General features: G+C 67.0%; 23 protein-coding genes, 1 tRNA gene and 1 pseudogene. 9 read left to right on the top strand and 16 right to left on the bottom strand.

All coding sequences use genetic code 11. The features are described from left to right. From VFQ64_RS08605 to VFQ64_RS08590, 4 genes are all read right to left on the bottom strand, one after another. Window positions 1-3,090: a TonB-dependent receptor domain-containing protein gene (locus VFQ64_RS08605; protein ID WP_325102879.1), complete on the bottom strand. Its 3,090-nt coding sequence runs from the start codon at window positions 3,088-3,090 to the stop codon at window positions 1-3. A gap of 250 nt (window positions 3,091-3,340) precedes the next feature. Next, window positions 3,341-4,408 (bottom strand): acyl-CoA dehydrogenase family protein, encoded by a 1,068-nt coding sequence (locus tag VFQ64_RS08600; RefSeq protein WP_325102878.1) that lies wholly within the window; start codon window positions 4,406-4,408, stop codon window positions 3,341-3,343. A 78-nt stretch (window positions 4,409-4,486) separates the two neighbouring features. Continuing rightward, the gene (locus VFQ64_RS08595) at window positions 4,487-5,710 is read right to left on the bottom strand and encodes an acyl-CoA dehydrogenase family protein (RefSeq protein WP_325102877.1); all 1,224 of its coding nucleotides are present in this window, start codon (window positions 5,708-5,710) and stop codon (window positions 4,487-4,489) included. Between the two features lie 68 nt (window positions 5,711-5,778). Beyond that, complete coding sequence (locus tag VFQ64_RS08590) at window positions 5,779-7,311, bottom strand: MFS transporter (protein WP_325102876.1); 1,533 nt, start codon at window positions 7,309-7,311, stop codon at window positions 5,779-5,781. Between the two features lie 326 nt (window positions 7,312-7,637). Between VFQ64_RS08590 and VFQ64_RS08585 the strand changes: the two genes are divergently transcribed. Next, the gene (locus VFQ64_RS08585; protein WP_325102875.1) at window positions 7,638-8,870 is read left to right on the top strand and encodes an MFS transporter; all 1,233 of its coding nucleotides are present in this window, start codon (window positions 7,638-7,640) and stop codon (window positions 8,868-8,870) included. Here the strand turns inward: VFQ64_RS08585 and VFQ64_RS08580 are convergent. Both VFQ64_RS08580 and VFQ64_RS08575 read right to left on the bottom strand, forming a co-directional pair. Beyond that, on the bottom strand, window positions 8,842-9,627 hold the full coding sequence (locus tag VFQ64_RS08580) for an SDR family oxidoreductase (RefSeq protein WP_325102874.1): 786 nt from the start codon (window positions 9,625-9,627) through the stop codon (window positions 8,842-8,844). The genes VFQ64_RS08585 and VFQ64_RS08580 overlap by 29 nt on opposite strands. Then, window positions 9,624-10,238, bottom strand: coding sequence for a glutathione S-transferase family protein (locus VFQ64_RS08575; RefSeq protein ID WP_325102873.1), 615 nt, complete (start codon window positions 10,236-10,238; stop codon window positions 9,624-9,626). Before VFQ64_RS08575 ends, VFQ64_RS08580 begins: the two co-directional genes overlap by 4 nt. A gap of 65 nt (window positions 10,239-10,303) precedes the next feature. On the opposite strand from VFQ64_RS08575, the gene VFQ64_RS08570 reads away from it, so the two are divergent. From VFQ64_RS08570 to VFQ64_RS08550, 5 genes are all read left to right on the top strand, one after another. Continuing rightward, the gene (locus tag VFQ64_RS08570; RefSeq protein ID WP_325102872.1) at window positions 10,304-11,833 is read left to right on the top strand and encodes a class I adenylate-forming enzyme family protein; all 1,530 of its coding nucleotides are present in this window, start codon (window positions 10,304-10,306) and stop codon (window positions 11,831-11,833) included. Next, a complete protein-coding gene (locus tag VFQ64_RS08565; protein ID WP_325102871.1) occupies window positions 11,830-12,603 on the top strand; it encodes a thioesterase family protein in 774 nt (257 codons plus the stop codon). The genes VFQ64_RS08570 and VFQ64_RS08565 overlap by 4 nt, the downstream gene beginning before the upstream one ends. Before the next feature lie 191 nt (window positions 12,604-12,794). Then, window positions 12,795-13,070, top strand: coding sequence for a hypothetical protein (locus VFQ64_RS08560; RefSeq protein WP_325102870.1), 276 nt, complete (start codon window positions 12,795-12,797; stop codon window positions 13,068-13,070). Between the two features lie 9 nt (window positions 13,071-13,079). Continuing rightward, window positions 13,080-13,799 carry a response regulator gene (locus VFQ64_RS08555; RefSeq protein WP_325102869.1) on the top strand — a complete coding sequence of 240 codons (720 nt, stop codon included), beginning with the start codon at window positions 13,080-13,082 and terminating at the stop codon, window positions 13,797-13,799. A 32-nt stretch (window positions 13,800-13,831) separates the two neighbouring features. Continuing rightward, a complete protein-coding gene (locus VFQ64_RS08550) occupies window positions 13,832-15,112 on the top strand; it encodes a sensor histidine kinase (RefSeq protein WP_325103421.1) in 1,281 nt (426 codons plus the stop codon). On the opposite strand, the gene VFQ64_RS08545 is transcribed toward VFQ64_RS08550, so the two are convergent. Beyond that, window positions 15,109-15,285, bottom strand: coding sequence for a hypothetical protein (locus VFQ64_RS08545; RefSeq protein ID WP_325102868.1), 177 nt, complete (start codon window positions 15,283-15,285; stop codon window positions 15,109-15,111). The genes VFQ64_RS08550 and VFQ64_RS08545 overlap by 4 nt on opposite strands. Then, window positions 15,278-16,030: a Crp/Fnr family transcriptional regulator gene (locus VFQ64_RS08540; RefSeq protein ID WP_325102867.1), complete on the bottom strand. Its 753-nt coding sequence runs from the start codon at window positions 16,028-16,030 to the stop codon at window positions 15,278-15,280. The genes VFQ64_RS08545 and VFQ64_RS08540 overlap by 8 nt, the downstream gene beginning before the upstream one ends. A 131-nt stretch (window positions 16,031-16,161) precedes the next feature. Between VFQ64_RS08540 and gntA the strand changes: the two genes are divergently transcribed. Both gntA and VFQ64_RS08530 read left to right on the top strand, forming a co-directional pair. Then, window positions 16,162-16,860, top strand: a complete 699-nt coding sequence (gene gntA / locus VFQ64_RS08535) for a guanitoxin biosynthesis heme-dependent pre-guanitoxin N-hydroxylase GntA (RefSeq protein ID WP_325103420.1) — start codon at window positions 16,162-16,164, stop codon at window positions 16,858-16,860. Further along, a complete protein-coding gene (locus VFQ64_RS08530) occupies window positions 16,853-17,446 on the top strand; it encodes an urea carboxylase-associated family protein (protein ID WP_325102866.1) in 594 nt (197 codons plus the stop codon). The genes gntA and VFQ64_RS08530 overlap by 8 nt, the downstream gene beginning before the upstream one ends. Before the next feature lie 16 nt (window positions 17,447-17,462). On the opposite strand, the pseudogene VFQ64_RS08525 reads toward VFQ64_RS08530, so the two are convergent. From VFQ64_RS08525 to VFQ64_RS08505, 5 genes and pseudogenes are all read right to left on the bottom strand, one after another. Then, window positions 17,463-18,358: pseudogene (locus tag VFQ64_RS08525) on the bottom strand (enoyl-CoA hydratase-related protein). Window positions 18,359-18,494: 136 nt separating this feature from the next. Further along, entirely contained in the window at window positions 18,495-20,423 is a 1,929-nt protein-coding gene (locus VFQ64_RS08520; protein WP_325102865.1) for an acetyl/propionyl/methylcrotonyl-CoA carboxylase subunit alpha, read from the bottom strand. Between the two features lie 207 nt (window positions 20,424-20,630). Further along, the gene (locus tag VFQ64_RS08515; RefSeq protein WP_325102864.1) at window positions 20,631-21,101 is read right to left on the bottom strand and encodes a hypothetical protein; all 471 of its coding nucleotides are present in this window, start codon (window positions 21,099-21,101) and stop codon (window positions 20,631-20,633) included. 11 nt (window positions 21,102-21,112) lie between these two features. After that, entirely contained in the window at window positions 21,113-22,714 is a 1,602-nt protein-coding gene (locus VFQ64_RS08510; RefSeq protein ID WP_325102863.1) for a carboxyl transferase domain-containing protein, read from the bottom strand. After that, window positions 22,711-23,880, bottom strand: coding sequence for an acyl-CoA dehydrogenase family protein (locus VFQ64_RS08505; RefSeq protein ID WP_325102862.1), 1,170 nt, complete (start codon window positions 23,878-23,880; stop codon window positions 22,711-22,713). Before VFQ64_RS08505 ends, VFQ64_RS08510 begins: the two co-directional genes overlap by 4 nt. 78 nt (window positions 23,881-23,958) lie before the next feature. On the opposite strand from VFQ64_RS08505, the gene VFQ64_RS08500 reads away from it, so the two are divergent. Further along, window positions 23,959-24,432: a D-Ala-D-Ala carboxypeptidase family metallohydrolase gene (locus VFQ64_RS08500; RefSeq protein ID WP_325102861.1), complete on the top strand. Its 474-nt coding sequence runs from the start codon at window positions 23,959-23,961 to the stop codon at window positions 24,430-24,432. 150 nt (window positions 24,433-24,582) lie between these two features. Here the strand turns inward: VFQ64_RS08500 and VFQ64_RS08495 are convergent. From VFQ64_RS08495 to VFQ64_RS08485, 3 genes are all read right to left on the bottom strand, one after another. Continuing rightward, window positions 24,583-24,667 (bottom strand) — tRNA-Leu (locus VFQ64_RS08495). A gap of 58 nt (window positions 24,668-24,725) precedes the next feature. Continuing rightward, window positions 24,726-25,172 (bottom strand): DUF805 domain-containing protein, encoded by a 447-nt coding sequence (locus tag VFQ64_RS08490; RefSeq protein ID WP_325102860.1) that lies wholly within the window; start codon window positions 25,170-25,172, stop codon window positions 24,726-24,728. Window positions 25,173-25,253: 81 nt separating this feature from the next. Then, window positions 25,254-26,762: a YifB family Mg chelatase-like AAA ATPase gene (locus tag VFQ64_RS08485; protein ID WP_325102859.1), complete on the bottom strand. Its 1,509-nt coding sequence runs from the start codon at window positions 26,760-26,762 to the stop codon at window positions 25,254-25,256. Window positions 26,763-26,802: the final 40 nt, after the last annotated feature.

Genomic DNA, 26,802 nt, shown 5'->3' with positions numbered 1-26,802 from the left:
TCAGAAACGAACCCGCGCGCCGACGCGGATCGCGCGACCGATCGGATTGCCGAAGAACGGATCGTAACCTAGCTCCAGCCGCGCTGCCGACGGTGCCTGATCGAACAGGTTCTCCACCGAGGCCTGTAGCTGGATGGCCGCGAACTCGAACGGCAGATCATACAGGATCGTCACGTCGGACTGCGTGAAATCCTTGATCTTGCGGCCGAAGTCCGTGCCGCCCGCCACCGTCGCCAGACACGGCGCGGGAACGCCGACGCAGCGATCATCGTCGACGCCGCTGGCGTAACGGAACACATAACGCGCGTTCAGCCCGCTCCAGTTGAGGTTGGCGAACGCGTTGCCCTTCCACTCCGAAACCGTGCCCGGATCGCGGAAGTAGTTGGAGAAGCCCAACGCGCTGTAAGCCGGAAGGATCGTCACGCCGTTCAGCTCGAAATCGCCGACTTCATATTTAAAGATCTTCGTGAACGCGGCACCGAAGGTCAGCTTGGGCTCGCCGAAGTCGAAGGTGTAGTCGACCTCGACATCCAGGCCCGAGGTCTTGGTGGTGGGCCCGTTCACGAACTGCGTGATGACGCGAGAGATATCGTTGCCGCGCGTGACGCCCTGCACACAGCCGTTCTGGAAGACGACACTCGAGGCCAGCGGGCTGGCGCAGTTCGCCAGGCCGTTCACCGTCGGCACCACGGCCCGCGCGATCGGGTTCGCCGGCGTGGCACTGATGCGCCCGTCGAAGTCGAAGCTGAAATAATCGACCTGCAGGTTGAACCCGCCCGTCTTCACGACCGCGCCGATATTATAGGTGAAGGCGGACTCCGGCCCGAGGTTGGTCGGATTGCCGAGCACGTCGACCGAGCGGAAGTTGCTCGACGCGACCTCGATCGTCTGCAGCGCCGTGACGCTGGTCGCCGCGACCTGTCCGGCAAGCGGCGCGCGGAAGGTGGTGGTGACCGAGCCACGCAGCGTCAGCCAGTCGAGCGGCTGCCACCGGATCGACGCCTTGGGGTCGAGGGTAGAGCCGACCGGCTCCCCATAGTCTTCAAAGCGGACCGCACCCGTGAGCTCCAGGCGGCTGGTGATCGGCACCTGAACTTCGCCGAACACCGCGTATACGCCCTGGCTGACGTTGACGCGCGTCGACTGACCCAGGAACACGAACGGCCCGGTCTGGACGTTGCAGCCCCGAAACCCGACGATCGAACACGGCGTGATCGTGCGATCGTTGAGGCCCAGCCCCTCGTCGTTGCGCGGACGGCTGGTGAAGCGCGACGACCGGTATTGCGCGCCGATGCCGAACTTGACTTCGCCACCGCCGAAATCGATGCCGGTGCCGCCGCTGATGACGCCGTCGACCACGACCTGTTGCTCTTCCTGCAAGGTGCCCGTGTTGCCGAACAGCCATCGGATCAGTGCCGGGTCGTTGCTGTTGCCGGCTAGGTTGCTGGTCGCCGGCCCGGTGTAGAACGGATTGGCGACGCCGAGCACCGGATTACCCGCGATGGAGTTGGAAAAAGGATTGAAATACTGGCAGCCGCCGGTGCCCGCGGTGCCGTTCACGACGTCGCAGCCGGGGCCACCGAAACCGGACAGCGCATCCTGAAGCCGGGTACCGATAACGTCGGGCACCAGCGAATCGGACGTGGCGTTGACGTAGGTCGCGAACAGCGACGCGTTCAGACTGTCGCTCAACTCATGGTCGAACCCGCCGGACACACGCCAGCTGTTGTTCTTGGAATAGCTGTCGTTCCCGAACGGAAATTCGGTCAGCGGGTTGCCGCCGAGCGCGAACGGGCGGAACAGCAGCGTCGAGACGCCCGGCACCGGGATCGTGCCCAGCCCGGCCACGGTCACCGTCGCAGGCAGACCGACCTGCTGCCTGAATGCAGCGAAGCCCGGATTGCTGGCCGGGACGAAGAAGTTGAACTGCGTACCCGGCCCCGCCGGCGCGGACGTCGAGGCGTAGGACGGCGACAGCTTCGTGTCGGTTCTGCTGCGCGCCCACAGCACGTCGAGGTGGAAGCGGGTACGGTCCGACAGCCGCACATTGAGCTGCCCGAACGCCTGGTAGAAGTCCTGTTTTTCCACCAGATTGTTGTAGTCGGTATATTGGTAATAGCAGGCCGGAACCGGGCTGCCGATCGATGCGGGCAGCACGGTCCCGCCGAGCTCAGGACAGCCGCGATCGAGAAAGGGCGTCGCCGCCAGCGTCGTCGGGCGCACCGCGAGCGCTGGGTTGTTTCGGATCGCGCCGTTGGTCCCGGGCTTCGTCGCGATGAAGTAGGTCGCGGGCGTCGCGATCTGCGAATAGCCGGCCGGGTTGATCGCATAGGGCAGGTTCGAAAAGTCGCGGTCATTCGCCGCGAGCGGTGACCGGTGGCGATAACCGAAGCCGCCGAGCAGATTGACGTCCTCGTTCAGGTTTTTGCCGACCAGGATGCTGCCCGTGTAATCCCCATCGCTGTCCTTGATGAAGCGCCAGTCGCCCTGCACCTCGACCCCATCGAAGCGCGAGCGAGTGATGAAGTTTGCGACGCCGGCCACGGCATCGGAGCCATAGGTCACGGCCGCCCCGTCCTTCAGCAGCTCGATCCGCTCCAGTGCGAAGATCGGCAGCAGGTTGGTGTCGACCACGCCGTCACCCGGCGACACGATCGTCCGCCGGCTGTTGAGCAGCACCAGCGTCCGCGTCGAGCCGAGCCCCCGCAAGTTGATCGAGCCGACCCCGCCCAGCCCTTGCGCGGCGGTGGAGAACTGGTTCGAATCGCCCAGCACCGCGCCGACCGCCGGGATGTCCTTGATGAAGTCGAGCGGCGACGTCTGGCCCTCCGCCGTCAGCTCGGCGGACGAGAAGACGTCGACCGGCAGCGCCGAGTCCTCGCGCGTACCCGCAATCAGCGATCCGGTGACCACGATCTCGCGCACCGTTGCGTCGTCGAGCGTCCTCTGCTCGATCGGCTCCTGCGTGACCGCCTGGGCCGGCGCGCCCTGCGCACCGGTGTCACCTGCCACCTGCGCCACCGCCGGTGACGCGCTGGCGAGCGCCAATGCGGAAAACGCGCACGCCGCCAGGAATTGCTGCTTGGCCATCCATCCCTCCTATGCGGTCGGCGACTTGCGCGCCGTACCGTCAACTCGAATTGAACGCCGATGGCGAAGAGCCGTCAAGCGGGAGAGATGCCGTGGAGGTGCAATTTAAATCAGAAACCCGTCCCGTGTTGCGCATGTGCAACGGATCGGCGCCGACCAAACCGCTTGTTCGAGACCAATCAACGATCGCGCCAGGTCCGCGCGGCCCGCGTCCCCGATCGGGGCACGACTACGCTGCAGGCGCGGCTGCTCAATACCCGTTCAACCGCGCGAACCGCTCGCGGTGGTAGGCGGCATTGCCCCACATCGCTTCCAGCACCGCCGAACGCTTCATGTAGAAGCCCGCGTCATGCTCGTCCGTCATGCCGATGCCGCCGTGCAGCTGCACCATCTCGCGGCTGACCAGCTTCAGCGTGTCGGACGCGATCGCCTTGGCAAGGCTCACCGCCTGGTCGAGATCGGAGCGCTTGGCGTCGATCGCCTCCAGCGCCGCCTCCACCGCCGAGCGCATCAGCTCCAGCTCGGTGAACATCTTCGCCATCCGGTGCTGCAGCGCCTGAAAGGTCGACAGCGGCTGCCCGAACTGGACGCGGGTCTTCAGGTAATCGTTGGTCTGGTGAAACGCCGCCTCGGCCATGCCGAGCATCTCGGCACAGACCAACGCAGTAGCACGGTCGACCACCGCCGCAGTCAGCTCCGGCCCACCAAGCTTCACCGCCGGCGCGTTCTCGAAGCGGATCTCCGCATGGCTGCGCGCGTCGGCCATCTTGCGGGTGGCGCGCGCCACGCCCTCGCCTTCGGCGACCAGGTACAGCCCATCCTGCGCGGCGACGACGAATACGCCCGCGCCGTCACCCTCGGCCACGAACGCCTTGGTGCCGGTCAGCTTGCCGCCCGCGACGCTGGTCTTCAGATTGAACGGATCGTGATGCGGCCCCTCATCCACCGCCAGCGTCGCGATCACCTCTCCCGCCGCGATCTTCGGCAGCCAGGCAGACTTGGCGCCCTCATCCGACCCCATCTCGATGGCGGTCGCGGCCGGGCCGATCGAGGCGAGTGGCGACACCGCCAGGTTGCGCCCCAACTGCTCTACCACCAGCCCGAGTGACAGGTAGCCGAACGCCGAACCGCCATGCTCTTCCGGCACAACGACGCCCGCCCAGCCCATCTGGGCGATCGCGTTCCAGGCCTCGGGGTCATAGCCCTGCGACGGCGCGGCATTGCGGAGCTTGCGGAAGGCGGTGACGGGCGACTCATTGTCGGCCCATTCGCGCGCCATGTCGCGCAGCATCACCTGTTCGTCGTTGAGGACGGCCATGTCTCATGTTCCCTTTTGGCAGAAGGCGGGCGGGAGGTCCGGCGCTGCCGTCCTCCCGCCCTCTCCCCTCTCCGAACCTTATTGGTGGTCGAGCATCCCGAGGATGCGCTTGGCGATGACGTTGTTCTGGATCTCGGTGGAGCCGCCATAGATCGACACGGCCTTGCCCCACAGCCAGGTGCGCGTCTGCGCGATCTCGGACGCCGAGAAGCCCTCGCCGTCCCAGCCCAGCCCCTGCATTCCCATGATCTCGATGCCCAATTCCGCGCGATCCTGCGTCACCCGCGCACCAACGTTCTTCATGATCGAGGTCGCCGCCGACGGGCCCTGATTGGACTTCGACTCCAGCGCCGCGCGTCGCAGCGTCAGCGCGAACGCGCGCGCGTCCATCTCGTGGCGCACCAGCCGCATCCGCAGGTCGCTGTCGTTCAGCCGGCCCTTCTCGTCGGTGCCGCGGTACTTCTTCGCGAGGTCGGCGACGGTCGGTCCCGCCATCATCCGCCCGGCCGAGCCGCCGCCGCCCGACAGCGACGAGCGCTCATGCTGGAGCAGCCGCGTACCGATCTCCCAGCCCTGCCCCTCGCGACCGACCAGATTCTCCTTGGGCACCTTCACGTTGGTGAAGAAGGTCTCGCAAAAGGGCGATTGGCCGGAGATCAGCCGGATCGGCCGCACCTCCACGCCCTGGGCGTGCATGTCCTCGATCAGCAGAAAGCTGATGCCGGCATGCTTCTGCGTCTTGTCGGTCCGCACCAGGCAAAAGCACTTGTCCGCCCACTGACCGCCCGAAGTCCAGGTCTTTTGCCCATTGACGATGTAGTGATCGCCCTTGTCCTCGGCGAAGGTCTGGATGTTGGCGAGGTCCGACCCTGCATTGGGTTCCGAATAGCCCTGGCACCAGCGCACGTTCGCCTGCGCGATATCGGGGATGTACTTCTTCTTCTGCTCCTCGGTGCCGTATTCCAGCAGCGTCGGCCCGAACATCATCACGCCCATGCCGCCGATCGGGTTATAGGCGCCGGCACGGCCGAGTTCCTCTTGCAGTACGCGCGCCTGCGCCCGGTCGAGGCCACCGCCGCCATATTCGCTGGGCCAGGTCGGCACGCCCCAACCCTTCTTGCCCATCGCGATCCGCCAGGCCTCTTCGTCCGCCGAAGCTTCGCCGCCGCCCTCGATCGCGGACATGCCCAGGTCCTTGCCCTTGAGCGCGGCCGGGAAGTTCTCGGCGATCCAGCTACGCGCTTCCTGGCGGAAGGCGTCGAGCGGGTCGGTCCTTGATTCGGGTTCGGCGAGCGTCGCCATCGGGCATCTCCTGGATTCGAGTATCTGGTATGCAGCGAAACCTGCGCCGCTTCAATCCCGCAGGCCCGCTATCGTACCGGTGCCCCCAGCGGGGTGTTGTCCATCTCTCGCGCCCGCGCCTCTGCTTCCCGCGCGCGCAGCACGTCGACATTGGCATCGTGCTTGGCCTTGGTCAGGGGATAGAACATCAGAAACATCGCCCCCGCCGTCCACAGGCAGATCACCGTGGGGATATAGTGGATGAGCAGGCTGTCGGTCATCGCGTCCGTCACCGCGCCCGACGGTTTTTCCGGAAAGGCCGACCAGGTCAGGATCACTCCCGTTGCCAGGATACCCAGCGCCGACGAGCATTGCTGCATGAAGCTGGATGCGGCGAAGAACACCCCGGCTTCATGCCGACCGGTCTTCACCGCCGAATCCTCGACCACGTCGGCGAGCATCGACGATGTGTTGATGAGGCTGATCGCCACCATCGCGCCGTACAGTGCGCCGATCACGAACAGCGTCGGCACCAGCATCGCGTGTCCCACCGGCCAGAACAGGTCGAGATACGACAGCACCAGCGGCGACAGGCCGAGGCTGACGCCGGCCACGGCGAAGAACATCGAGCTCGCGCGCTTGCCGATCCTCGCCGACATGACCGGCGCGAGCGGAGCCGCGATCGTCGCCGCGATCAGGCTGTCGAAGGTCAGCAGCGCCAGCTCCCCGCCGGACAGCTTGAACAGATAAGTGCCGAAATAGAGGCTGCAGCCGCTGTACAGACCGATGGCGGTGTATTTGAGGACGCCGAAGCCGAAAATCGCGAGAAAGGCGCGGTTGTGCAGCGCCTGCCCCATCTCGCGTAGATGCTCGCCGAGGCTGCGGCGGTCGGCGCGGACCTCCGCCTGACGCAGATAGGGGATGCGATTATGCGTACCCAGCCCGCAGATCAGGATGACGAGGACGATGATCGCCGCGCCCGTGAAAGCAAAGCCGACATAACCCTCGGGGTTGAGCTGACCGCGGGGATATTCCGGCGTCGCCGCGAAAAAGAAGGCGAGCGAGAACGCGGTGAAACCAAAGGCGCCGGCATAACCGAACCAATAACGCAGCGAGAACAGCCGGGTCCGCTCGCGATAGTCGCTGGTCAGCTCCGGGTTCATCGCCGAGGTGGCGATCTCGAAGGCGCTGAGCGCCACCCGGGTCAGCGCCGCGAAGGTGAAGATCCACAGGCCGTAGACCCAGGGCGTCGCGCCCTCCGGTGGAAACCATACCAAGGCGAACAAGAACGCGGTCGGGATGGCCGCGCCGTAGATGAACGGATGCCGCCGCCCCCAGCGCGATCGCGTGGTGTCCGACCAGCGGCCGATCAGCGGATCGGCGATCGCGTCCACCAGGAGGGTGAGCGCGATCGCCGCCGACACAACGGATGCGGAGACGCCGATGACCTGGTTGTAATAGAACATCAGGTAGGTGGTGAACGCGGCGTTCTTGATGCCGTTCGCGCCCGCGCCGATGCCGTAGCTGATCTGGGTGCCGAGCGAGATCGGCGGCGCGTCCGATGTTGCGCGCCTCGCGACCGTCGCGCCGCCCGGCGCTGCCTGCTCCGCCATCGTCGCCATGGTTCGTTCCTCTCGCGGTCGCCTTCACCGGCGCTCTCCACAATTTGAAAATGCGGTATGTGACGGCGGGGGTCAAGCGGCGAGTGGATCGGCGGTCGCCGGCATGCCGTCCCGGACTTGCAGCTCCGGCCGGGTCGCGGCCGCGTCATCCGGCCTGTCCTACAAGTCCCTGCCGTGCCATCAGGCGATGTGAGCACGTCCCGCCTCCTCGCCGCCGCCGCAAAGACGCCGCGAGATTCTGTGTTTATGCCTAAACTTTCCCTAAACTTCCGCCCCGCGCTTGCCGCGCGCGAGCCTCAACTTTCCCTCAACTTCCGCGCCGCCGCATGATCCGCTTCCATCACCGCGCGGTGCCGATCGCGCTGGCGGCGGTGCTGATCGACTCGATCGGGTTCGGCATCGTGCTGCCCGTCCTGCCCTCGCTGATCGTCCAGCTCGGCGATGTGTCCCTAACCGACGCGGCGCGGATCGGCGGCTACATGCTGATCGCCTATGCCGCCGCGCAGTTCGTCGCCGGCCCCATCATGGGCAGCCTCGGCGACCGCTATGGCCGTCGGCCGGTGATGCTCGCTTCCATGCTCGCTTTCGGAATCGACTATGCGCTGATGGCCTTTGCGCCGAGCCTGCTGTGGCTATTCGTCGGCCGCCTGGTCGCCGGTGTGACCGGCGCGCTCTACGGTCCCGCCAACGCCATCCTCGCCGACGTCACTCCACCGGAGAAGCGCGGCCACGTCTTCGGCCTGATGGGCGCGGCGTTCGGAGTCGGCTTCATCATCGGCCCCGCGATGGGCGGATTGCTGTCCGATCTGGGCCCGCGCGCGCCGTTCCTCGCCGCCGCCGCCTTCGCCTTCGTCAACGCCGCCGCCATCGCCCTGCTGTTGCCCGAGACCCATGCGCCGGAGAATCGCCGCGCCTTCACCTGGGCGCGCGCCAACGCGTTCGGCGCGTTCAAGCCGCTGTTCGCCGCGGCACCCGGCGCCGCCGCGCTGCTCGCCGCCGCCCTGCTCTGGCAGCTGGCGCATATGGTCTACCCCGCGACCTGGGCATTCTGGGCGGAGATCGCACTCGACTGGACCCCGCGCGAGATCGGATGGTCGCTGGCGACAACGGGGGTGTGCATGGCCGTCGTGCAGGCCGGGCTGACCGGCCGGGTGATCGCCGCCATCGGCGAGGCGCGGACGCTGATGCTAGGCCTGTGCGTGGGCGTGGCCGCCTTTCTTGCCTACAGCCTCGTGACCGCGAGCTGGCAGGTTTACGCTATCTTGATCCTCTCCTCGCTGACCGGCGTCGTCTTCCCCTCGCTCAACGCGATCCTATCGCGCAGCGTCGACGCGACCAACCAGGGGGCGCTGCAGGGCGGCATGGCGAGTCTGGGCAGCATCGCCGCCGTCATCGGGCCGCTGCTGCTGACCCAGGCGCTCGCCTATGGCTCCGAACGCGGCGAAACGAGCGGCAACTTCCTGCTTGCCGCGGCGCTCGCGGCGGCGACGCTGCTGGTCGTCTGGGTCGGCGTGGTCCGCCGCGGCTCGCTCAGTTCTCCCGCCCCGGACGTCGGCTGAGGCCCACGTCCAGGTGCGCGCCGGCGTCGAGCAACAGGCACTCGCCGGTCATCACGCGGGCGGCGGGATCAAGCAGCATGACGATCGGCCCCGCGATGTCGTCCGGCCCCGCCGCCATCCGCATCGGCGTCGCACCCGCGATCCGCTCGTTGACCTTGGCAAAGCCGTCCGCGCCGAGCCGCTTCTCGAACCAGCCGGTGCCGACATAGCCGGGCGCGACCGCGTTGACCCGGATCGCCGGCCCCAGCGCGCGCGCCAGGCTGGTCGTCATCGTGATCAATGCGCCCTTGGACGCCGCATAGGCGACCGACGAGCCGTGCCCGAACACGCCCGCGACCGACGCGACGTTGACCACCGCACCCATTTCGCCAGCGCGCATCGCCGGTGCCGCGGCGCGGATCATCTGAAACGCCGCGATCGTATTGAGCCGATAGATGTCGACGAAGTCCTCTGCATTGAGCGCGTCCAGATCCTCGTGATTGGCAAACTTGGTTCGGCCGGCATTGTTGACCAGGAAATCCACACGCCCGAAAGCCTCTGTCGCCGCCGCGACGAGCCCCCGGCATGCGGCGTCCTCGACGATATCCGCCTGCACCGCGATCGAGCCGTTACCGACCTCCGCCGCCAGCGCCTCCGCATCCTCCCGGCTGGAGGCATAGTTGATGACGCAGCGCACATCCCGCTCCGCCAGCCTTCGCACTACCGCCGCGCCGATGCCGGTGCCGCCGCCGGTGACGATCGCGACACCCTCCTTCATGCCTCCGCACTCGGGCGCGCGGAGGCGCGTTCGTACCAGTCCTTCAACGCCGTCATCTCCTCGGGCATCGCCACCCCGACGAAAGCCGCGAAGTCGATGGTGGTCAGCAGCACGATGTCGGCGATCGTATACCGCTCCCTATCCAGCCACTCGCGGCCCTGCAGCGCCCGGTCGAACTCCTTCATCGCGGCCACCACGCGCGGCCGCTGGCTCTCGCCGAACTCGGTATATTGCGGCTTCACGACCCGCGCCGTGAAAGGATGGGTATGCGCCCACACCATCGCCAGCGGCGTCATCAGCCGCAGCTCGACTCGCCTGGTCCACATGTCCACCTGCGCGACATTGAGCGCGCCCTGCCCGAACAGCGGCGGCTCCGGATGCAGCTGTTCCAGATAGCGGCAGATCGAGACGCTCTCCGTCAGCACCGCGCCGTTATCGAGCGCAAGCGACGGCGTCTGGCCGTACGGATTGACCGCCAGATAGTCCGCACCCTTGTGCTCGCCCGACGTGATCGACACCGTCGTGCTCGGCACCCGCACGTTCTTTTCGGCGAGATAGATGCGCACCCGGCGCGGGTTCGGCGCGGGGTTCGGACTGTCGTAGAACAGCATGGGTCTCTCCGGTTTTCGAAGATCGCGTATGGCATTTGCGTGTCGGCTCGCCTAGCCTTGCCGCGATGACGGAAGCCACCGACATGCTCGCCGCCGGGTTCGGCCTCCTCCCCGACCTGATCGCCGCCCACGCCCGCGAACGCGGCTCGAAGACCGCGATCGCCGACGACATGAGCGCGATCGACTACGCCACGCTCGACCGGTTGATGGACCGCATCGCGGCGGCGCTACAGCGGGACGGCACACGGCAGGGCCAGGCGGTCGCCATCGTCGCCTCGCCGACCGTAAACTACGCCGCCGTCTTCGTTGGCGCGCTGAGGGCTGGCAGCGTCGCCGCCCCGATCGCGCCGTCGGCAACGCCGGAGCAGATCGCGGCCATGATCGCCGACAGCGGCGCGAACCTCGTCTTTCTCGATCAAGCCAACGAACAGGCACTCGCCGGCCAGACGCTCGCCGCCAGGCCGGTGCGACTGGAACACTTGGACTCGTGGCTCGCACCCGAGGGAGCGAAGCCCAGCCCTGTGACGATCGCGCCAGACGACGGGTTCAACATCATCTATTCCTCTGGCACCACTGGCACACCCAAGGGCATCGTCCAGAGCCACGCGATGCGCTGGGCACACCTGTCGCGAAACAGCACGTCGGGCTTTGACGAGGCGGTCACGGTCAACGCCACGCCGCTCTACTCCAACACCACGCTGGTCAGCTTCCTGCCGACGCTGGGCTGGGGCGGAACCGCGGTGCTGATGGCGAAGTTCGAGGCTCGCCGCTTCCTGGAGCTGGCGGAGCGATACCGCGCCACCCACACCATGCTGGTACCGGTCCAGTACCAGCGCATCATGGCGTTGCCGGATTTCGATCGTTTCGACCTGTCGCGCTTCCGGCTCAAGACCTGCACTAGCGCGCCCTTCTCCGCCGTGCTCAAGGCCGACATCGTGAAACGATGGCCCGGGGCGCTAGTCGAATTCTATGGCATGACCGAGGGCGGCGCCTCGTGCGGCCTCAACGCCACGCAGTTCCCGGACAAGCTCCACACTGTCGGCCAGCCGCTGCCCGGCCACGAGATGAAGTTGATCGACGCGGATGGGAACGAGGTCGCGGCCGGCGAAATGGGCGAGGTCGTCGGCCGTTCGCCAGCGATGATGAACGGCTATCACGGCCGCGCCGAGGCGACGCGCGACGCAGAATGGTATGACGCAGAGGGCCGCCGCTTCATCCGCCATGGCGATGTCGGACGCTTCGACGCGGACGGCTTTCTCATCCTGCTCGACCGCAAGAAGGACCTGATCATCTCCGGCGGCTACAACATCTACCCGTCCGACCTGGAGGCGGTGCTCGCGCAGCATCCCGATGTCGCCGACAACGCCGTAATCGGTGCCCCGAGCGAGGCTTGGGGCGAGACGCCGGTCGGGTTCTACGTGCCGCGGTCCGATGCTACCGACAGCGCCGACGAGATCATGGGCTGGGTCAACCAACAGGTCGGTAAGACCCAGCGGCTGTCGGCGCTTCATGCCGTCGGGGAGTTGCCCCGCAGCGCCATCGGCAAAGTTTTGAAGCGCGAGCTGCGTGACCGCCTGATCGGAGTACCGGCATGAACCCGCTCCCCGAAGTCCTCGCGGCGTTCGAGCCGGTCGAAGGCGGGTGGCGCGGCGTCATTCCCGATACCTGGCTGCAGGGGCGCACGGCCTATGGCGGCTTCTCGGCCGCCTTGGCGCTGCATGCGGCGCAGCAGTCCGATGTCGACCTGCCGCCGCTGCGCTCGGCGCAGGTCGCCTTCATCGGTCCCCTCGCCGGGCCTGTCACGATCCGCGCCCAACGTCTGCGCCGCGGCCGCAACGCCGCCTTCATCCAGGCCGATGTCGAGAGCGAGGCAGGCCTCGGGCTGCGGGCGACGTTCGTGTTCATGGGGCCGGTCGAGTCAAAGGTGGAGCTGCGCCAGGGGAAGCCCCCCGCCTTCGAGAAGCCGGACAGCAAGACCGCCATTTTCAGTGGCAAGGCGCCGTTTTTCACCCGTAATTTCGAGTTCATCGACCGCCGCGACGAAAATGTCGGCCCTGCCGAATGGCTGCGCTGGGTACGCCTGATCGAACGCACAGGCTTGGACCCGATGGTGGAACTGATCGCCATCGCCGACTGCCTGCCCCCAGCCGCGCTCAAGCTGATCGGCGGCCCTGCCCCGGTCAGCTCGATGACCTGGATTCTCAACGTCCTCGGACCCCACCCGCGCACCGAGGACGGCTGGTGGCTGCTGCGCGCCAATGCAGATTACGCCAGCGCCGGCAGCTCCAGCCAGCTGATGGGTATCTGGAACAGCGACGGCGAGGCGATTGCCGAGCAGATGCAGAGCGTGGCTATTTTCGCCTGAAGCCCGCATGCGCGCAGCGAAGCTGCAACACGAGATAGTGGAGGCCGGCTCAGGCGTAAGCGGAAGTTTGATCTCATGGGATCAACTTTCCATGACGCCGGCCGGCGACAATTTGCGACAAGTGTTCGCCTCTGCGACACACCATTGCGACGAAGCTCCATCATACGAGCCGCGCAACCTTGGAGGGCCCCATGCAGACCATCTTCCTCGCCGCCCTGCTCTCGATCACCGGCACGGCCATCGCGCAAGACGCGCCGCCCCCGCCCCGCGGCGGCGGCATGCTGATGCGCGCCGACGCGAACAACGATGGCGTCCTCACCCGCGAAGAGGCGATCGCCCAGGCGACAGAGCGCTTCGACCGCATGGACCTCGACCGCGACGGCAAGCTGACCCGCGAGGAGCTGCAGCAGGTCGGCCAGCGGATGCGCGGGATGCGCGGCAACGACGCGCCGCCATCGGCGCAGTAAACCGCGGGCATGTCCGACTCCCCTCACCTCCTGCTGGTCGATGACGAGCGCTCGATCCGCGAGCCGCTCGCCCAATATCTCATCAAACAGGGTTTCCGCGTCACCCAGGCCGGCGACGCGGCGGCGGCACGCACGCGGCTCACCGCCTATGCGATCGACCTCGTGATTCTCGACATCATGATGCCGGGGGAGGACGGGCTCAGCCTGTGCCGCCACATCCGCGCGACCAGCGAGCTGCCCGTCATCCTGCTCACCGCCCGCGCGGAGGAGACCGATCGCATCGTCGGGCTGGAGATGGGCGCGGACGATTACGTCGTGAAGCCCTTTTCTCCGCGCGAGCTGGCGACCCGCGTCAAGGTCATCCTGCGTCGCGCCAGCGCCGGCGGTACGCGCCAGCATGCGCCGGAGACGGGCAGCTATGCCTTTGCCGGCTGGGTGCTGAAATCGGGCGAGCGCGCGCTGGTCGATCGCGAGGGCGTGACGGTGCCGCTCTCCACCGGCGAGTACAATCTTCTGCTGGCGCTGGTCACCCGCCCCCGCCAGGTGCTCGCCCGCGATCAGCTGCTAGACCTCACCCAGGGTCGCGAGGCGGCGGCGTTCGATCGCGCCATCGACAATCAGGTCAGCCGCCTGCGCCGCAAGATCGAAGCCGATGCCAAGGCCCCCGAGCTGATCAAGACGGTCTGGGGCGGCGGTTACACTCTGGCAGCGGAAGTCACCCGGCTTTGACCAGACTATGGCCGCGCAGCCTCGCCGCGCAGATGGCGGCACTGATCGCGGTAGCGTTGTTCGTGGCGCAGGCGATCAACCTCGGCTTTGCGTTGCGCGATCGACGCGAGTTCAGGCTCGCCCAAGCCACTCGCCCGGTTGCGACGCGGATCGCCGACGCGCTGGAGCGCGAGGCGCAGGGCGCCCGCGCGATCCTACCCGATCGAGGCCGTGTGCGCCGGGTTCCTACCAATCCGCTGCCGGGTGCGGCGATTGAGCGCCGCCCCGAAGTCGCGACCGAGCTGCGCCGTCAGCTTGGCGAGGTCGACGTGCCGGTCGGCCGCATCGAGGCCGGCGTGGTGCCCCGCCCCTTCACCCGACGCGAAGCGGACCGAGGCCCTGGAGAGATGCTGCTGATTGCCGTCGAGCAGCCGGGGCGAGGCTGGTTGACGGTCATCGTCCCATGGGGGAGCGGCGGCGGGCGGTTGTTGATCGTGCTGCTACTGCAGACGATCATCCTATACATCGTGGTCCTGCTGCCGGTCCTGTGGATAGCACGGCGCATCTCTCGCCCTCTTCGCGGCCTCACCGCGGCGGCGGGTGCATTCGACCCCGCGACTCCGCCCGCGCCGCTGACCGAACAAGGCCCCGACGATCTGCGCCAGCTGATCGCCGCCTTCAATGCGTTACGCCTGCGCGTTACGGCCATGCTCGACGAGAAGGACCGGATGCTCGGCGCGATCGGGCACGACCTGCGCACGCCGCTGGCGGCGCTGCGCGTACGCATTGAGTCGGTCGAGGATGACCACGACCGCGCGCGCATGGCGGACACCGTCGCGGAGATGAGCCGCACGCTGGATGACATCCTTTCGCTCGCCCGCATCGGCCGTCCCAGCGAACCACCCGTGGAGGTCGACCTTGCTGCACTGGTTGATGCTGTGGTGGAGGACTTCCGCGACCTCGACCAGGATGTCGTCTTCGAGGACAGCGAGCGACTTCCGCTCCGCCTCCGCCCCGGTCTAATGCGGCGCGCGGTCCGCAACCTGATCGAGAACGCCGTCAAATATGGCGGCGGTGCTCAGGTCAGCCTGGTCGCGGACGCACGCCATGCCGCCATCCTAGTAAGAGACAACGGTCCGGGCATTCCGCCAGACCAGCTGGCGGCCGTGCTCGAGCCGTTCACGCGATTGGAAACCTCGCGCAACCGTTGCACCGGCGGAGTCGGCCTCGGGTTGGCATTGGCCCGCTCGATCGTCTCTGCGGCGGGCGGATCGCTGCACCTCGCCAATCGCGCTGAGGGCGGGCTGAGCGCCGAGATTAGGCTGCCGCGCTAGGCGGTCTCTTGCCGCCGCGCCGCTTCGGCAGCGGCGATCAACCGGCGACCGGTCTCCTCGGCCGCCTCAGGGGTCATCGAAACCGCCACCCCATCGGGTCCGTCGAGCATCACCATACCCTCTTCCGCACTAGCCTCGCCCGCTCCGGACTGTAGCGCTTGCGCATTAGCCATCTGCCGTTCCCTTCACTGGCTCCGCCACCCACATGGAATGCTGACCATAGAGGTACACCGGGTCGAACTCGGCCAGCTTGCACAGTCTTGCTTGATCGAGGATCCGCACCTCGCCGGAACGAAAGGTTGCGAGATCGCGCTCCCGCATCAGCCGGAGCACGCGATTGACATGTACGCCGGTAATTCCGCAGGCTTCGGCCAAATCAGCCTGGGTGGCGGGAAACGAATACCGCCCGCTCTCGGCCAGTCCCACCATCTCCAGCCGCGCGTAAAGCTCGCAAAACAAGTGCGCGACGCGGCCCTCGGCGCCCAATCGACCCATTCGGAAGATCCATTCGCGGTGGATCGCGGCATCGAGCATGGTCGAGAACCACAGCCAGCGCATCAGCCGAGGATGACGCTCGAGAATGTGCGCGATGGTGCGGTGCTCGAAGGTCGCGACCGTGCAGGGTCCGAGCGTCGCAACGTCATGATCGAGTCGCTTAAGCGGGAAGCCATGCAGATCGACGAAGTCACCCGGCACATGCACCGACACGAGCTGTCGATACCCCTCCCTGTCGTCCAGGTAGCGGCACATGAACCCGTCCAGCAACAAGGTGCTGGACGTAACGAGCTCGCCGCGGCGCTGAATGGTCGTGCGGGCCGGGATCATCCGCACCGCAGAGACCGACTCCTCCACAACCTGCCGCTCCTCCTCGCTCAACGCATCGCGCGCCCGACCGAGGAGAAAACGGTGGGTGAGCATTGGAGATTTCTCCTGATTAAAATGCCGTTCTAACGCGGGAGTCGCTGTCTCCCCAGCGAATCAGCCTAACAAACATCAACTCGTAACGTGGGTTGCGCAACATTCCTCGTCACTCGCCGGTTCGTTCGCCGATGCGACCTATCACTTACGACAATCCCCTCCCACTCGCGCAACGGTTCGTCCAGAATGTAGAGCGACCCACTTTCCCCTGCGTCGGCGCAAAGTCGGCGCTGGGGCGCGGGCAGATGGATATCCTGGTGGCACGCGACCTTCGCTCTGCCTGGGATGATTTACGCATATTGCCAGCCTTGGCAGCGACGGTGGGCAAGTACCGCGCGGATCGGGCGATCTTTCGCACTTTGGTGGTCATTTTCGAAGGACCAATCGAGCTGACCGAACGGGAGTTCGAGCAGCATCTTTGGGCGCGCGCGCAGTCGCTATCGGACAAGGATGCTTGGGTCGGATACAGGCCTGATCCCTCGGTCAGCACCGATCCGGAAGACCCGCATTTTTCGCTCAGCTTCGCCAGCGAGGCGTTCTTTGTCGTCGGCCTGCACCCGAACGCCAGTCGCCCGGCACGGCGGTTCGAGGCACCCGCGATGGTGTTCAACCTCCATGATCAGTTCGAGGTGCTGCGTAGCCAGCAGCGCTACGAAAAGCTGCGCTCGTCGATCCTCGATCGCGATCTGGCGCTCGCGGGCTCGGTCAATCCGATGCTGGCGCGCCATGGCGAGATCAGTGAAGCGCGGCAGTATAGCGGTCGAAAGGTGGAGGCCGACTGGAAATGTCCGTTCCGGCGCGCCGAGGCCGTGCCCGCGCTTGATGTCTGAAGGATTAATCTCGCCGCGTTCCGGCACCGCCTTCACGCTAGGCACAGGCGACCTTCTGACCGTGATCGACCCGCAAGGGATGCAGGTGGCCGACCTGCTCGCCTTCAACGCCGCCGATCTGGACGAGGTCATTTCGTCCGGCCGGACGCTCGACTATGGGGAGACCATTCGGCTGACGACGGGGCACCATCTGTACTCCAACCGATCCCGGCCGATGCTCAAGATCGTCGAAGATAGCGTCGGCGTTCATGACTTCCTGCTGACGCCCTGCTCGACCGACACCTTCCGCCATTTCTACCCGGACCAGCCACGGCATCGTGGCTGTTTCGGCAATCTCGTTGCGGCGCTTGAGCCTTGGGGGATCGGGGCCGATCGCATTCCCAGCGCCTTCAACTGCTTCATGAACGTGCCCGTGGATGGCGCCACCGGTCGGCTGACGGTCGAGCCGCCGCTGTCGAAGGCGGGTGACCGCATCACCTTCCGCGCGGAGATGGACCTGGTGATCGGACTGACCGCCTGCTCCGCCTATGCTTCGAACGGCGGCAGCTTCAAGCCGATCGCCTATCGGATCGAGAAGGCTGCTTGAGCGCAGGAGGAGAGCCTCACCAGTTCGGGTCTGCTAGCCAGGGCGCGAACTGTGGCCATGCTTCGCTGACCTTGTCCTGAAAGACGGCAGGCCGCTTTTCGATGAAGGCCTGCACACCCTCGTGTGCGTCCCCGCCGCTACCGCGCGCCCATACCGCGCGGCTGTCGAGCCGGTGCGCGTCCATCGGATGCGCCGCGCCCATCATCCGCCACATCATCTGCCGCGTGAGCGCGACGGAGACAGGTGCGGAATGCTCGGTCAGTTGCCTCGCCAGCGCACGGGCGGCGGGAAGCAGATCGGCCTGCGGATGAACCGAGCGAACCAGCCCCGCCGCCTGCACCTCCTCGGCGGGCACGAGACGGCCGGAGTAACACCAATCGAGCGCGGTCGAGATGCCGACCAGCCGCGGCAGGAACCAGCTCGAGGCCGCCTCCGGCACGATGCCGCGGCGCGCGAAGACGAAGCCGAACCGCGCCCTGTCGGCGGCCAGGCGGAAGTCCATCGGCAGGGTCATGTCGCGCCGATCCCGGCCGCCGCGCCGTTGATCGCGCCGATCACCGGCTTGCGGCAGGCGAAGATGCGTAAGGTGAGCAGGCCGCCGCCGTCGCGAACGCCGGGGTGGTCGTAGTCGACGCTGCCATCGGGTCCGACCGGTGACCCCGGTGCCCAACCTTGCCCTTGCGCATAGTCGAACGTCCTGGCGCCACCCGACAGGTCCGCGCCCGCGCAGAACGCGCGGTCGCCCGCGCCGGTGACGATCACTGCGCGTACGGCATCGTCGGCGTCGGCGCGGTCGAAGGCGGCGACCAGCTCGGCGAGCATCTGTTGGGTAAACGCGTTCATCGCATCGGGACGATCGAGGGTGATCGTCAGGATGCCGTCGGACAGGCCGGTGCGGGTTTGCTCGGTCATGCCCAGGCACTCAGGACGTCATGCTGAACTTGTTTCGGCAGCCATGCGAGAGAGCTGTCCCCGGCGACTCGCGCGGGGTGAGCGTCGCGCATGGATCCTGAAACGAGTTCAGGATGACGGAGTAGATGAGGCAACGTCACGCCCCCTTCTCGATCCGCACCAGCACCGCCCCCTCGCTCACCTGCCCGCCGGCCTCGACGTTCAGCTCCGTCACCGTGCCGTCGAATGGCGCCGTCAGGCTATGCTCCATCTTCATCGCCTCCAGCGTGACGAGCTTCTGGCCCTTGGTGACCTGCTCGCCCGCCGCGACCTCCACCGCGATGACGCGGCCCGGCATGGGGGAGAGGATGACGCCATCGGCGGCGGCACCTGAAGCCGTTCCACTTGCGCGAGGTATGGACACCAAAAAGGAGAGCCCATCATCATTGACGGCCACACCACCGAGCACGGCTTCTCCGACAATAGTGGCGTAGCGCCAGTTTTCGGGCAGCTCCGTACTGTAGGGTCGACCCTCAATCGATACATGAACTCGCCGGTTTGCCGGCGCGTTCATCCGGAAGCCCAGAACCGCTCGCCAAGGCTCGCGCTGCGGATAGGCTAAAAGATCATCTGCCCAGACTGAGAGAGTCGTCGGCTCGCCATAATATTGCTGTACCAACAGCGCCGCAGCAGCTTGCCGAACCATGTCTTCGGTGGGCTCGCCCGGCGGTAGCAGCGAGGCTCCCTTGGCGGCGATGAAGCCGGTGTCGATGCGTCCCGCGCGGAAATCCGCATCGTCCAACGCACGCCAAAGGAACGGCGCATTGGTTTTCACCGGGAAGATATCGGTCGCGGCGCAAGCACGCGCGAGTGCCTCGCACGCCTCCTCACGAGTATCTTCGTGGACGATGATCTTGGCGATCATTGGATCGTAAAACCCAGTGACCTCCGCGCCCTCGTAAACGCCGGTTTCAAGTCGCACGTCGCGATGTTCGCGGAATATCTCCAGCTTTCCGATAGAGGGCAGAAATCCCCTCGCCGGATCCTCCGCATACAGCCGTGCTTCCATCGCCCAGCCGGTGATGCTCAGCTCGTCCTGCCGCCTCGGCAGCGGCTCCCCGCTCGCGACGCGGAGTTGCCATTCCACCAGGTCGACGCCGGTGATCTCCTCCGTCACCGGATGTTCGACCTGGAGGCGGGTGTTCATTTCCATGAACCAGATGCGGTCGGCGCGGAGGCCCTCGCTGGCGTCGGCGATGAACTCGATGGTGCCCGCACCCTCGTAGTCGACCGCCTGCGCGGCGCGGACGGCGGCGGCGCAGACCTGCTCTCGGGTCGCCTCGTCCATGCCGGGCGCGGGGGCTTCCTCGATCACCTTCTGGTGGCGGCGCTGGAGCGAGCAGTCGCGCTCGAAAAGGTGGACGACGTTGCCGTGACTGTCGCCGAACACCTGCACCTCGATGTGGCGCGGAGAGAGGATGTACTTCTCCAGCAGTACGCGGTCGTCACCGAAGCTCGACGCCGCCTCGCGCTTGCAGCTCAGCAGCATGTCCGCGAACTCGGCCGCGTTCTCGACCCGTCGCATGCCCTTGCCGCCGCCGCCGGCGACCGCCTTGATGAGCACGGGATAGCCGATCGCGTCCGCCTCCGCCTGCAACCGCGCGGGCGACTGGTCGTCGCCGAGATAGCCGGGCGTCACGGGCACCCCCGCGGCGATCATCCGCGCCTTGGCCGCGTCCTTCAGTCCCATCGCGCGGATGCTGGCAGGCTTAGGCCCGACCCAGACCAAGCCGGCGTCGATCACTGCTTGCGCGAAGTCGGCATTCTCCGAGAGGAACCCGTAACCTGGATGGATCGCCTCGGCCCCGGTCTCAAGTGCCGCGGCGATGATCCGCTCGCCGACGAGATAGCTCTCGCGCGCCGGGGAGGGCCCGATATGCACGGCCTCGTCCGCCTGGCGCACATGCAGCGCCTTGGCGTCAGCATTCGAATAGACCGCGACCGTGCGGATGCCCATCCGCCGGGCGGTGCGAATCACCCGGCAGGCGATCTCGCCACGATTGGCGATGAGGAGCGAGCGAATCACCGCCTCGCCCTGCGGAAGTTTAGGGGAAGTTTAGGCATAAACGCCCTCCATCCCTTGCGACCAACTGAGTAGAGCCGGAAGTTGCGGGGAAGTTGAGGCATCAACACGTCGCCGCCGATCCAGCCTTCGCCGCCCGAGAAAAGGACTGAGTCTCACCGGGTTCGTCGGCTGCATCTGGTAGCGCTCCGCCGTGTTGTAGGACAACGGTCATCGTGCGCAGCCGGTGGTTCGCTGCGACCAGGTGGCATTCAGGATCTTCCACCCGCCACTGTCCCGCAGCAGGTCGAAGTGATTGGTACCGCAGTGACGCACCTGACCATCCACCAGGAAGACATATGGCGCCCACACCATCGCGATGTCGCCGTCGATCTCGACCGCCGGGAAAGACTGTCGTTCCTCAACGCTTTCCGTGCCAGCCTTGATACTCGACGCGAACTCCGCCCAGGTCATGCGGCGGATGGCGCGGGTGCCGTCGGCGCGCTCGACCGCGGCGGTGGCGCTGCCCTCGGGCCGCGTCTGGGTAAGGGCGGCTTGCCCGTCGCGCGCGGCGATGGCGCGCAGCATGGCATCGACGGGGACCATGACGTTGGCGACGTCAGGTTGGGTGTAGGGAACCGGATTGGCCGGCGGCAGCCGGTCCTGCGGTGCGGCGGCGGCGAGCAACAGACTGAGCAGCATGGTCTTCCCCATCACATCCGGAACACGCCGAAGCGCGGGGCGTCCGGCACTTCGGCATTGAGCGTCGCGGCAAAGGCGAGCCCGAGCACGTCGCGCGTCTGCGCCGGGTCGATCACCCCGTCGTCCCACAGGCGCGCGGTCGCGTAATAGGGGTTACCTTCGTCCTCGTACTTCTGCCGGACGGGTGCCTTGAACGCCTCCGCCTCTTGAGGCGACCAGCGCTCGGCGTCGCGGTGGATGGTCGCCAGCACCGACGCCGCCTGCTCGCCGCCCATCACGCTGATGCGGCTGTTGGGCCAGGTGAACAGAAAGCGGGGCGAATAGGCGCGGCCGCACATGCCGTAATTGCCCGCGCCGAAGCTGCCGCCGATCAGCACCGTGATCTTGGGCACGCTCGCGGTCGCGACAGCGGTAACCAGTTTGGCGCCATGTTTAGCAATGCCTTCGGCCTCGTACTTGCCGCCGACCATGAAACCCGAGATGTTCTGGAGGAACAGCAACGGTATGCGGCGCTGACAGGCAAGCTCGATGAAATGCGCACCCTTCTGTGCGGATTCGGAGAACAGCACGCCGTTATTGGCGAGGATAGCAACGGGGATGCCCCAAATGTGCGCGAAGCCGCACACCAGCGACGCCCCGTATAGCGCCTTGAACTCGTGGAACTCGGACCCGTCCACCAGCCGCGCGATCACCTCGTGCACGTCGTAGGGCGCGCGCACGTCGCTCGGTACGATGCCGTAGAGCTCCTCGGCATCGAACCTGGGCGGGCGTGGCTCGCGCATGTTGACGTCGGGGGTGCGCGGCGGCTGCAGGGTCGAGACGATGTCGCGGACGATCGTCAGCGCGTGCTCGTCATTCTCGGCGACGTGATCGACGACGCCCGACTTGCGCCCGTGCGTGTCCGCGCCGCCCAGCTCCTCGGCCGAAATCACCTCGCCCGTCGCCGCTTTGACCAGCGGCGGGCCGGCGAGGAAAATCGTTCCCTGTCCGCGCACTATGACGGTTTCGTCGGACATGGCGGGAACATACGCGCCGCCGGCGGTGCACGACCCCATCACGCAGGCGATCTGCGGGATGCCCTTGGCGCTCATGTTCGCCTGGTTGAAGAAGATGCGGCCGAAATGGTCGCGATCCGGAAAAACCTCCGCCTGATGCGGCAGGTTGGCGCCGCCGGAATCGACCAGATAGATGCAAGGCAGTCGGTTTTGTTCTGCGATTTCCTGGGCTCGCAGGTGCTTCTTCACGGTCAGTGGGAAGTAAGTGCCGCCCTTCACCGTCGCGTCGTTGCAGACGATCATGCACTGTCGGCCGGAAACGCGGCCGATGCCGGCGATCAGTCCCGCGCCGGGGACCTCGTCGTCGTAGAGGCCGTTGGCCGCAAGCTGGCCGATCTCCAACAGCGGCGAGCCTGGATCGAGCAGCCGCTCGACGCGGTCGCGAGGCAACAGCTTGCCGCGGCTGGTATGGCGTTCGCGCGACGTCGCGGTCCCCCCGAGCCCCGCCTGCGCCACATCGGCGCGCAGCCGCTCCACCAGCGCGCGGTTGTGCGAGGCGTTGGCGCGGAACGGCTCGGCGTCGGGCGAGAGCTTGGTGTCGAGAACCGGTGCGCTCACTGCGCCACCACGCCGACCGCGCCGATCAGCTCGCGGCCGATCAGCATGCGGCGGATCTCGTTGGTGCCGGCGCCGATGTCGAGCAGCTTGGCGTCGCGGAGGTAGCGCTCGACCGGCCAATCCTTGGTGTAGCCCGCGCCGCCCAGCGCCTGCACCGCCTCGCCCGCGACCTTGAACGCATTTTCGCTTGCCAACAGAATCGCACCCGCCGCGTCGAAACGCGTCGTCCGGCCGGCGTCACAGCTCTTCGCCACCGCATAGACGTACGCGCGCGCCGAGTTGAGCGCGACGTACATGTCCGCGACCTTGGCCTGCATCAGCTGGAACGACCCGATCGGCACGCCGAACTGCTTGCGCTCACGGACATAGGGCAGCACCGTGTCCAGACACGCCTGCATGATGCCGAGCTGGATGCCGGCCAGCACCGTGCGCTCATAATCGAGGCCGCTCATCAGCACCCCGACGCCGCCATTCTCCGGGCCCATGACCTGCTCGTCCGACACCTCGCAATCGGTGAACACCAGCTCGGCGGTCGGCGAGCCGCGCATCCCCATCTTGTCGATCTTCTGCCCGATCGCGAAGCCGGGCATGTCGCGCTCGATCAGGAAGGTGGTGATGCCGCGCGACCCCTCGCCGGTCTTGGCATAGACGACGAGCGTGTCGGCATAGGCGGCGTTGGTGATCCAGAATTTCGTGCCGTTGAGGACATAGCCGCCCTGCACCTTCTGCGCTTTGAGCTTCATCGACACCACGTCGGAGCCGGCGCCCGCCTCGGACATGGCGAGGCTGCCGACATGCTCGCCGGAGATCAGCTTGGGCAGGTATCTCGCCTTCTGCTCCGGGTTGGCGTGGCGGGCGATCTGGTTGACGCACAGGTTCGAATGCGCGCCGTAGGACAGCCCGATCGAGGCGGACGCGCGGGCGATCTCTTCGCAGGCGACGACATGCTCGAGATAGCCGAGGCCAAGGCCGCCATCGGCCTCCGCGACGGTGATGCCGTGCAGGCCGAGTTCGCCCATCGCGGTCCACAACTCGTCGCGCGGGAACCAATCGTCCGCGTCGATCCGCACCGCCAGCGGGGCGATCCTGTCGGCGGCAAAACGGCGCGTGGTGTCGCGGATGGTGTCCGCCAATTCGCCCAGCGCAAAATCGAAATCGGGTGACATGGCCTCTCCGCAGCTCTCGCACGCCGCTATAACGCAGGCGGAGGCGAAGGGAACCGAGCAGCTAGCGCTTGCGGCACGGTGGCTGCCAACGATAGCAGGAGCGGCATGGTGCAGCTGTCGCGTCATTTTACCCTCGCCGAGATGACCGCGAGCGATGCCGCGCGCGCGCTTGGACAGGCGAATACCCCGTCGGCGGCGCACCTCGCCAACCTGCGGGTGCTGGCGCTGGGTATGGAGCAGGTCCGCGCCATCCTCGGCGACCGGCCGATCACGATCGAGTCCGCCTATCGCGCCAGGCGGGTGAACGAGGCGGTCGGCGGGGTGCCTAGCTCCGCCCATGCGCGGGGTCTGGCGGCCGACTTCACGGTCGCGGGGCTCACCGCGCCGGCGGCCGCGCACAAGCTGGATTCGTCATGGCTCGTCTTCGATCAGCTGATCCTGGAGGTAAGTCGTGGGGTTTGCCACCTGTCCTTTGCGCCGGAGCTACGGCGCGAGGTGTGGACCCAGCGGGGCGGGCCGGGGACGGCGACCGTGAAGGGGCTGCCGCGATAAAAATAACGGAGCCGCGGCAGAGGCTCTCCTGAGTGCCTGCCTTGCAGGCAGTCGAAGGGCCGCGTCTTGACGTCGGACGGGTTCTGCATCGCCGACCCGCCGGCCGCGCTTGCGCGAGTCAGCCGTGCGTGGCCGGCTGCCGCGCTGCGCTGGTGCGGGTGGTCGGGCTCGAACCGACACTCCTTGCGGAACCGGATTTTGAGTCCGGCGCGTCTACCAATTCCACCACACCCGCACGAGAGCCTGGCCGCCGCGCCTCTAGCCGAGGGCGGCGCCGGACGGCAAGCGCCCGCTCAGTAGCTGGTCGGTACGCCGGCGCCGCCGCGCTCCCCCGCCAGCGGATCGAGGCCGTATCGGTTCTCGCCGACCGTCCCGGGGAGGCACATGAAGACCAGCACGACCAAGCCGCCGAGATACGGAATGAGGTTGATCAGCACCATCCAGCCGCTGCGGTCCTGATCGTGGAAGCGGCGCACCTGCACCGCCAGCGAGGGGATGAAGATCGCGAGACCAAGCAACATCAACAGGCCGGTGACGACAAGGCTGCCGCCGAGCGCCCCACCGCTCAAGCCGCCGGCTGGGTCTGCCCCGCCCGAGGTGGCGCCAAGGACGACTCCGAGCAGCAACGCGGTCAGCGTGAACACGATGACCACGCCGAGCGCGAACATCCAATATTCCTTACGCCGCGATCGCCCGCTGAAGTCGGCATAGCGCCTCAACGGCATCAGCATCCATTCCATGTCGCACTTCCCCCGGTACCCGCGCGCGCAGCCCCCTGCCCGCGCCGTCATAGTGCCCAACTCGCCGTCGGCGTCAATGCTTCAGGCGCGCGGCCGCTGGCGCCGGTAGCTGAGCGCCTCGGCGACGTGGAGCCGCCCCACCCCTTCGCTGCCCGCCATGTCGGCGATCGTGCGCGCGACCCGCAGGATGCGCGTATATCCGCGCGCCGAAAGCCGCATCGCCTCCGCCGCCTGGGCGAGCAGCTTGCGGCCGGGTTCGTCCGGCGTGGCGACGCGCTCGAGCAGAGCGCCTTCAGCTTCGGCATTGGTGCGGACGGGCTCCTGCGCATAGCGGTCCGCCTGCACCCGGCGCACGCTCGCGACCCGCGCCGCGACCTCGGCCGAACCTTCGGCAGGCGGCGGCAGCACCAGGTCGGCGGCGCTCACCGCCTGCACCTCGACATGCAGGTCGATGCGGTCGAGCAGCGGGCCCGACACCTTGGTCTGGTAGTCCGCCGCGCACCTCGGCGCGCGTGCGCAGGCCAGGCCCGCATCGCCAAGGTGGCCGCATCGGCATGGGTTCATCGCCGCGATCAGCTGCACCCGCGCGGGAAAGGTGACGTGCGCATTGGCACGAGCGACCGAGACGGTGCCGGTCTCCAGCGGCTGGCGCAGCGAATCGAGGACGGCGCGGTTGAACTCGGGCAGCTCGTCGAGGAACAGCACGCCGAGGTGCGCCAGGCTCACTTCGCCCGGCTTCACCTTCAGCCCGCCGCCGGTCAGCGCCGCCATCGATGCCGAATGATGCGGGGAACGGAACGGCCGCGTTCGCGTCAGCCGGCCGCCGGTCAGCGTGCCGGCGACCGACTGCACCATCGACACCTCCAGCGCCTCGGCGGCGTCGAGCGGTGGCAGGATGCCGGGCAGGCATGACGCCATCAGCGATTTGCCCGCGCCCGGCGGTCCGATCATCAGCAGATTGTGCCCACCCGACGCAGCGATCTCCAGCGCGCGCTTGGCAGTCTCCTGTCCCTTGACCTGTTTGAGATCGGGGCCGCGCACCGTCTCCTCCGCCTCGCCGGGCAGCGGCGTCGCGAGCAGCCCCTGCCCCTTCAGATGGTTGAGCAGCGACAAAAGGTCGGGTGGCGCGACCACCTCCACCGTCCCCGCCCAGGCGGCCTCCGCCCCTTGCGCGGCAGGGCAGATCAGCCCCTTGCCTTCTTCCGACGCGTGCAGCGCCGCGAGCAGCACGCCGGGCGACGGCGCGATGCGGGCATCGAGGCTGAGTTCACCGACCACGATATAATCGGCCAGCGCCTCGGCATCGACGATGCCCATTGCCGTCAGCAGCGCCAGCGCAATCGGCAGGTCGAAATGCGAGCCCTCCTTGGGCAGGTCGGCGGGCGACAGGTTCACCGCGATCCGCTTGGGGGGCAGCGCGAGGCCCATGCCGGCCATGGCGCCGCGCACGCGCTCGAGGCTTTCGGTCACCGCCTTATCCCCAAGCCCAACGACGCGAAACGCGGGCAAGCCGGGGATGAGCTGCACCTGCACCTCCACCCCGCGCGCCTCCAGCCCGAGATATGCCACCGTGGACACGATCGCCGCCATGCACTTCCCCCTTGCGGCCTGTCTTACCGGCTTTTCGGTT

This window comes from Sphingomonas sp. (genome assembly GCF_035714405.1).
In the GTDB taxonomy this organism is placed as follows: domain Bacteria; phylum Pseudomonadota; class Alphaproteobacteria; order Sphingomonadales; family Sphingomonadaceae; genus Sphingomonas.
The sequence above is the reverse complement of the archived record's forward strand: the minus strand, read 5'-3'. Positions and strand labels throughout refer to the sequence as shown.

Bases quoted from the DNA above. Each gene is read 5' to 3' on its own strand.
- VFQ64_RS08605 (WP_325102879.1), bottom strand. From the start codon at position 3,090: ATGGCCAAGCAGCAATTCCTGGCGGCGTGCGCGTTTTCCGCATTGGCG.
- VFQ64_RS08570 (WP_325102872.1), top strand. From the start codon at position 10,304: ATGACGGAAGCCACCGACATGCTCGCCGCCGGGTTCGGCCTCCTCCCC.
- VFQ64_RS08585 (WP_325102875.1), top strand. From the start codon at position 7,638: ATGATCCGCTTCCATCACCGCGCGGTGCCGATCGCGCTGGCGGCGGTG.
- VFQ64_RS08485 (WP_325102859.1), bottom strand. From the start codon at position 26,762: ATGGCGGCGATCGTGTCCACGGTGGCATATCTCGGGCTGGAGGCGCGC.
- VFQ64_RS08530 (WP_325102866.1), top strand. From the start codon at position 16,853: ATGTCTGAAGGATTAATCTCGCCGCGTTCCGGCACCGCCTTCACGCTA.
- VFQ64_RS08540 (WP_325102867.1), bottom strand. From the start codon at position 16,030: ATGCTCACCCACCGTTTTCTCCTCGGTCGGGCGCGCGATGCGTTGAGC.
- VFQ64_RS08515 (WP_325102864.1), bottom strand. From the start codon at position 21,101: ATGCTGCTCAGTCTGTTGCTCGCCGCCGCCGCACCGCAGGACCGGCTG.
- VFQ64_RS08550 (WP_325103421.1), top strand. From the start codon at position 13,832: ATGGCGGCACTGATCGCGGTAGCGTTGTTCGTGGCGCAGGCGATCAAC.
- VFQ64_RS08545 (WP_325102868.1), bottom strand. From the start codon at position 15,285: ATGGCTAATGCGCAAGCGCTACAGTCCGGAGCGGGCGAGGCTAGTGCG.
- VFQ64_RS08575 (WP_325102873.1), bottom strand. From the start codon at position 10,238: ATGCTGTTCTACGACAGTCCGAACCCCGCGCCGAACCCGCGCCGGGTG.
- VFQ64_RS08560 (WP_325102870.1), top strand. From the start codon at position 12,795: ATGCAGACCATCTTCCTCGCCGCCCTGCTCTCGATCACCGGCACGGCC.
- VFQ64_RS08565 (WP_325102871.1), top strand. From the start codon at position 11,830: ATGAACCCGCTCCCCGAAGTCCTCGCGGCGTTCGAGCCGGTCGAAGGC.
- VFQ64_RS08600 (WP_325102878.1), bottom strand. From the start codon at position 4,408: ATGGCCGTCCTCAACGACGAACAGGTGATGCTGCGCGACATGGCGCGC.
- VFQ64_RS08590 (WP_325102876.1), bottom strand. From the start codon at position 7,311: ATGGCGACGATGGCGGAGCAGGCAGCGCCGGGCGGCGCGACGGTCGCG.
- VFQ64_RS08505 (WP_325102862.1), bottom strand. From the start codon at position 23,880: ATGTCACCCGATTTCGATTTTGCGCTGGGCGAATTGGCGGACACCATC.
- VFQ64_RS08595 (WP_325102877.1), bottom strand. From the start codon at position 5,710: ATGGCGACGCTCGCCGAACCCGAATCAAGGACCGACCCGCTCGACGCC.
- VFQ64_RS08490 (WP_325102860.1), bottom strand. From the start codon at position 25,172: ATGGAATGGATGCTGATGCCGTTGAGGCGCTATGCCGACTTCAGCGGG.
- VFQ64_RS08555 (WP_325102869.1), top strand. From the start codon at position 13,080: ATGTCCGACTCCCCTCACCTCCTGCTGGTCGATGACGAGCGCTCGATC.
- VFQ64_RS08580 (WP_325102874.1), bottom strand. From the start codon at position 9,627: ATGAAGGAGGGTGTCGCGATCGTCACCGGCGGCGGCACCGGCATCGGC.
- gntA (WP_325103420.1), top strand. From the start codon at position 16,162: ATGCGACCTATCACTTACGACAATCCCCTCCCACTCGCGCAACGGTTC.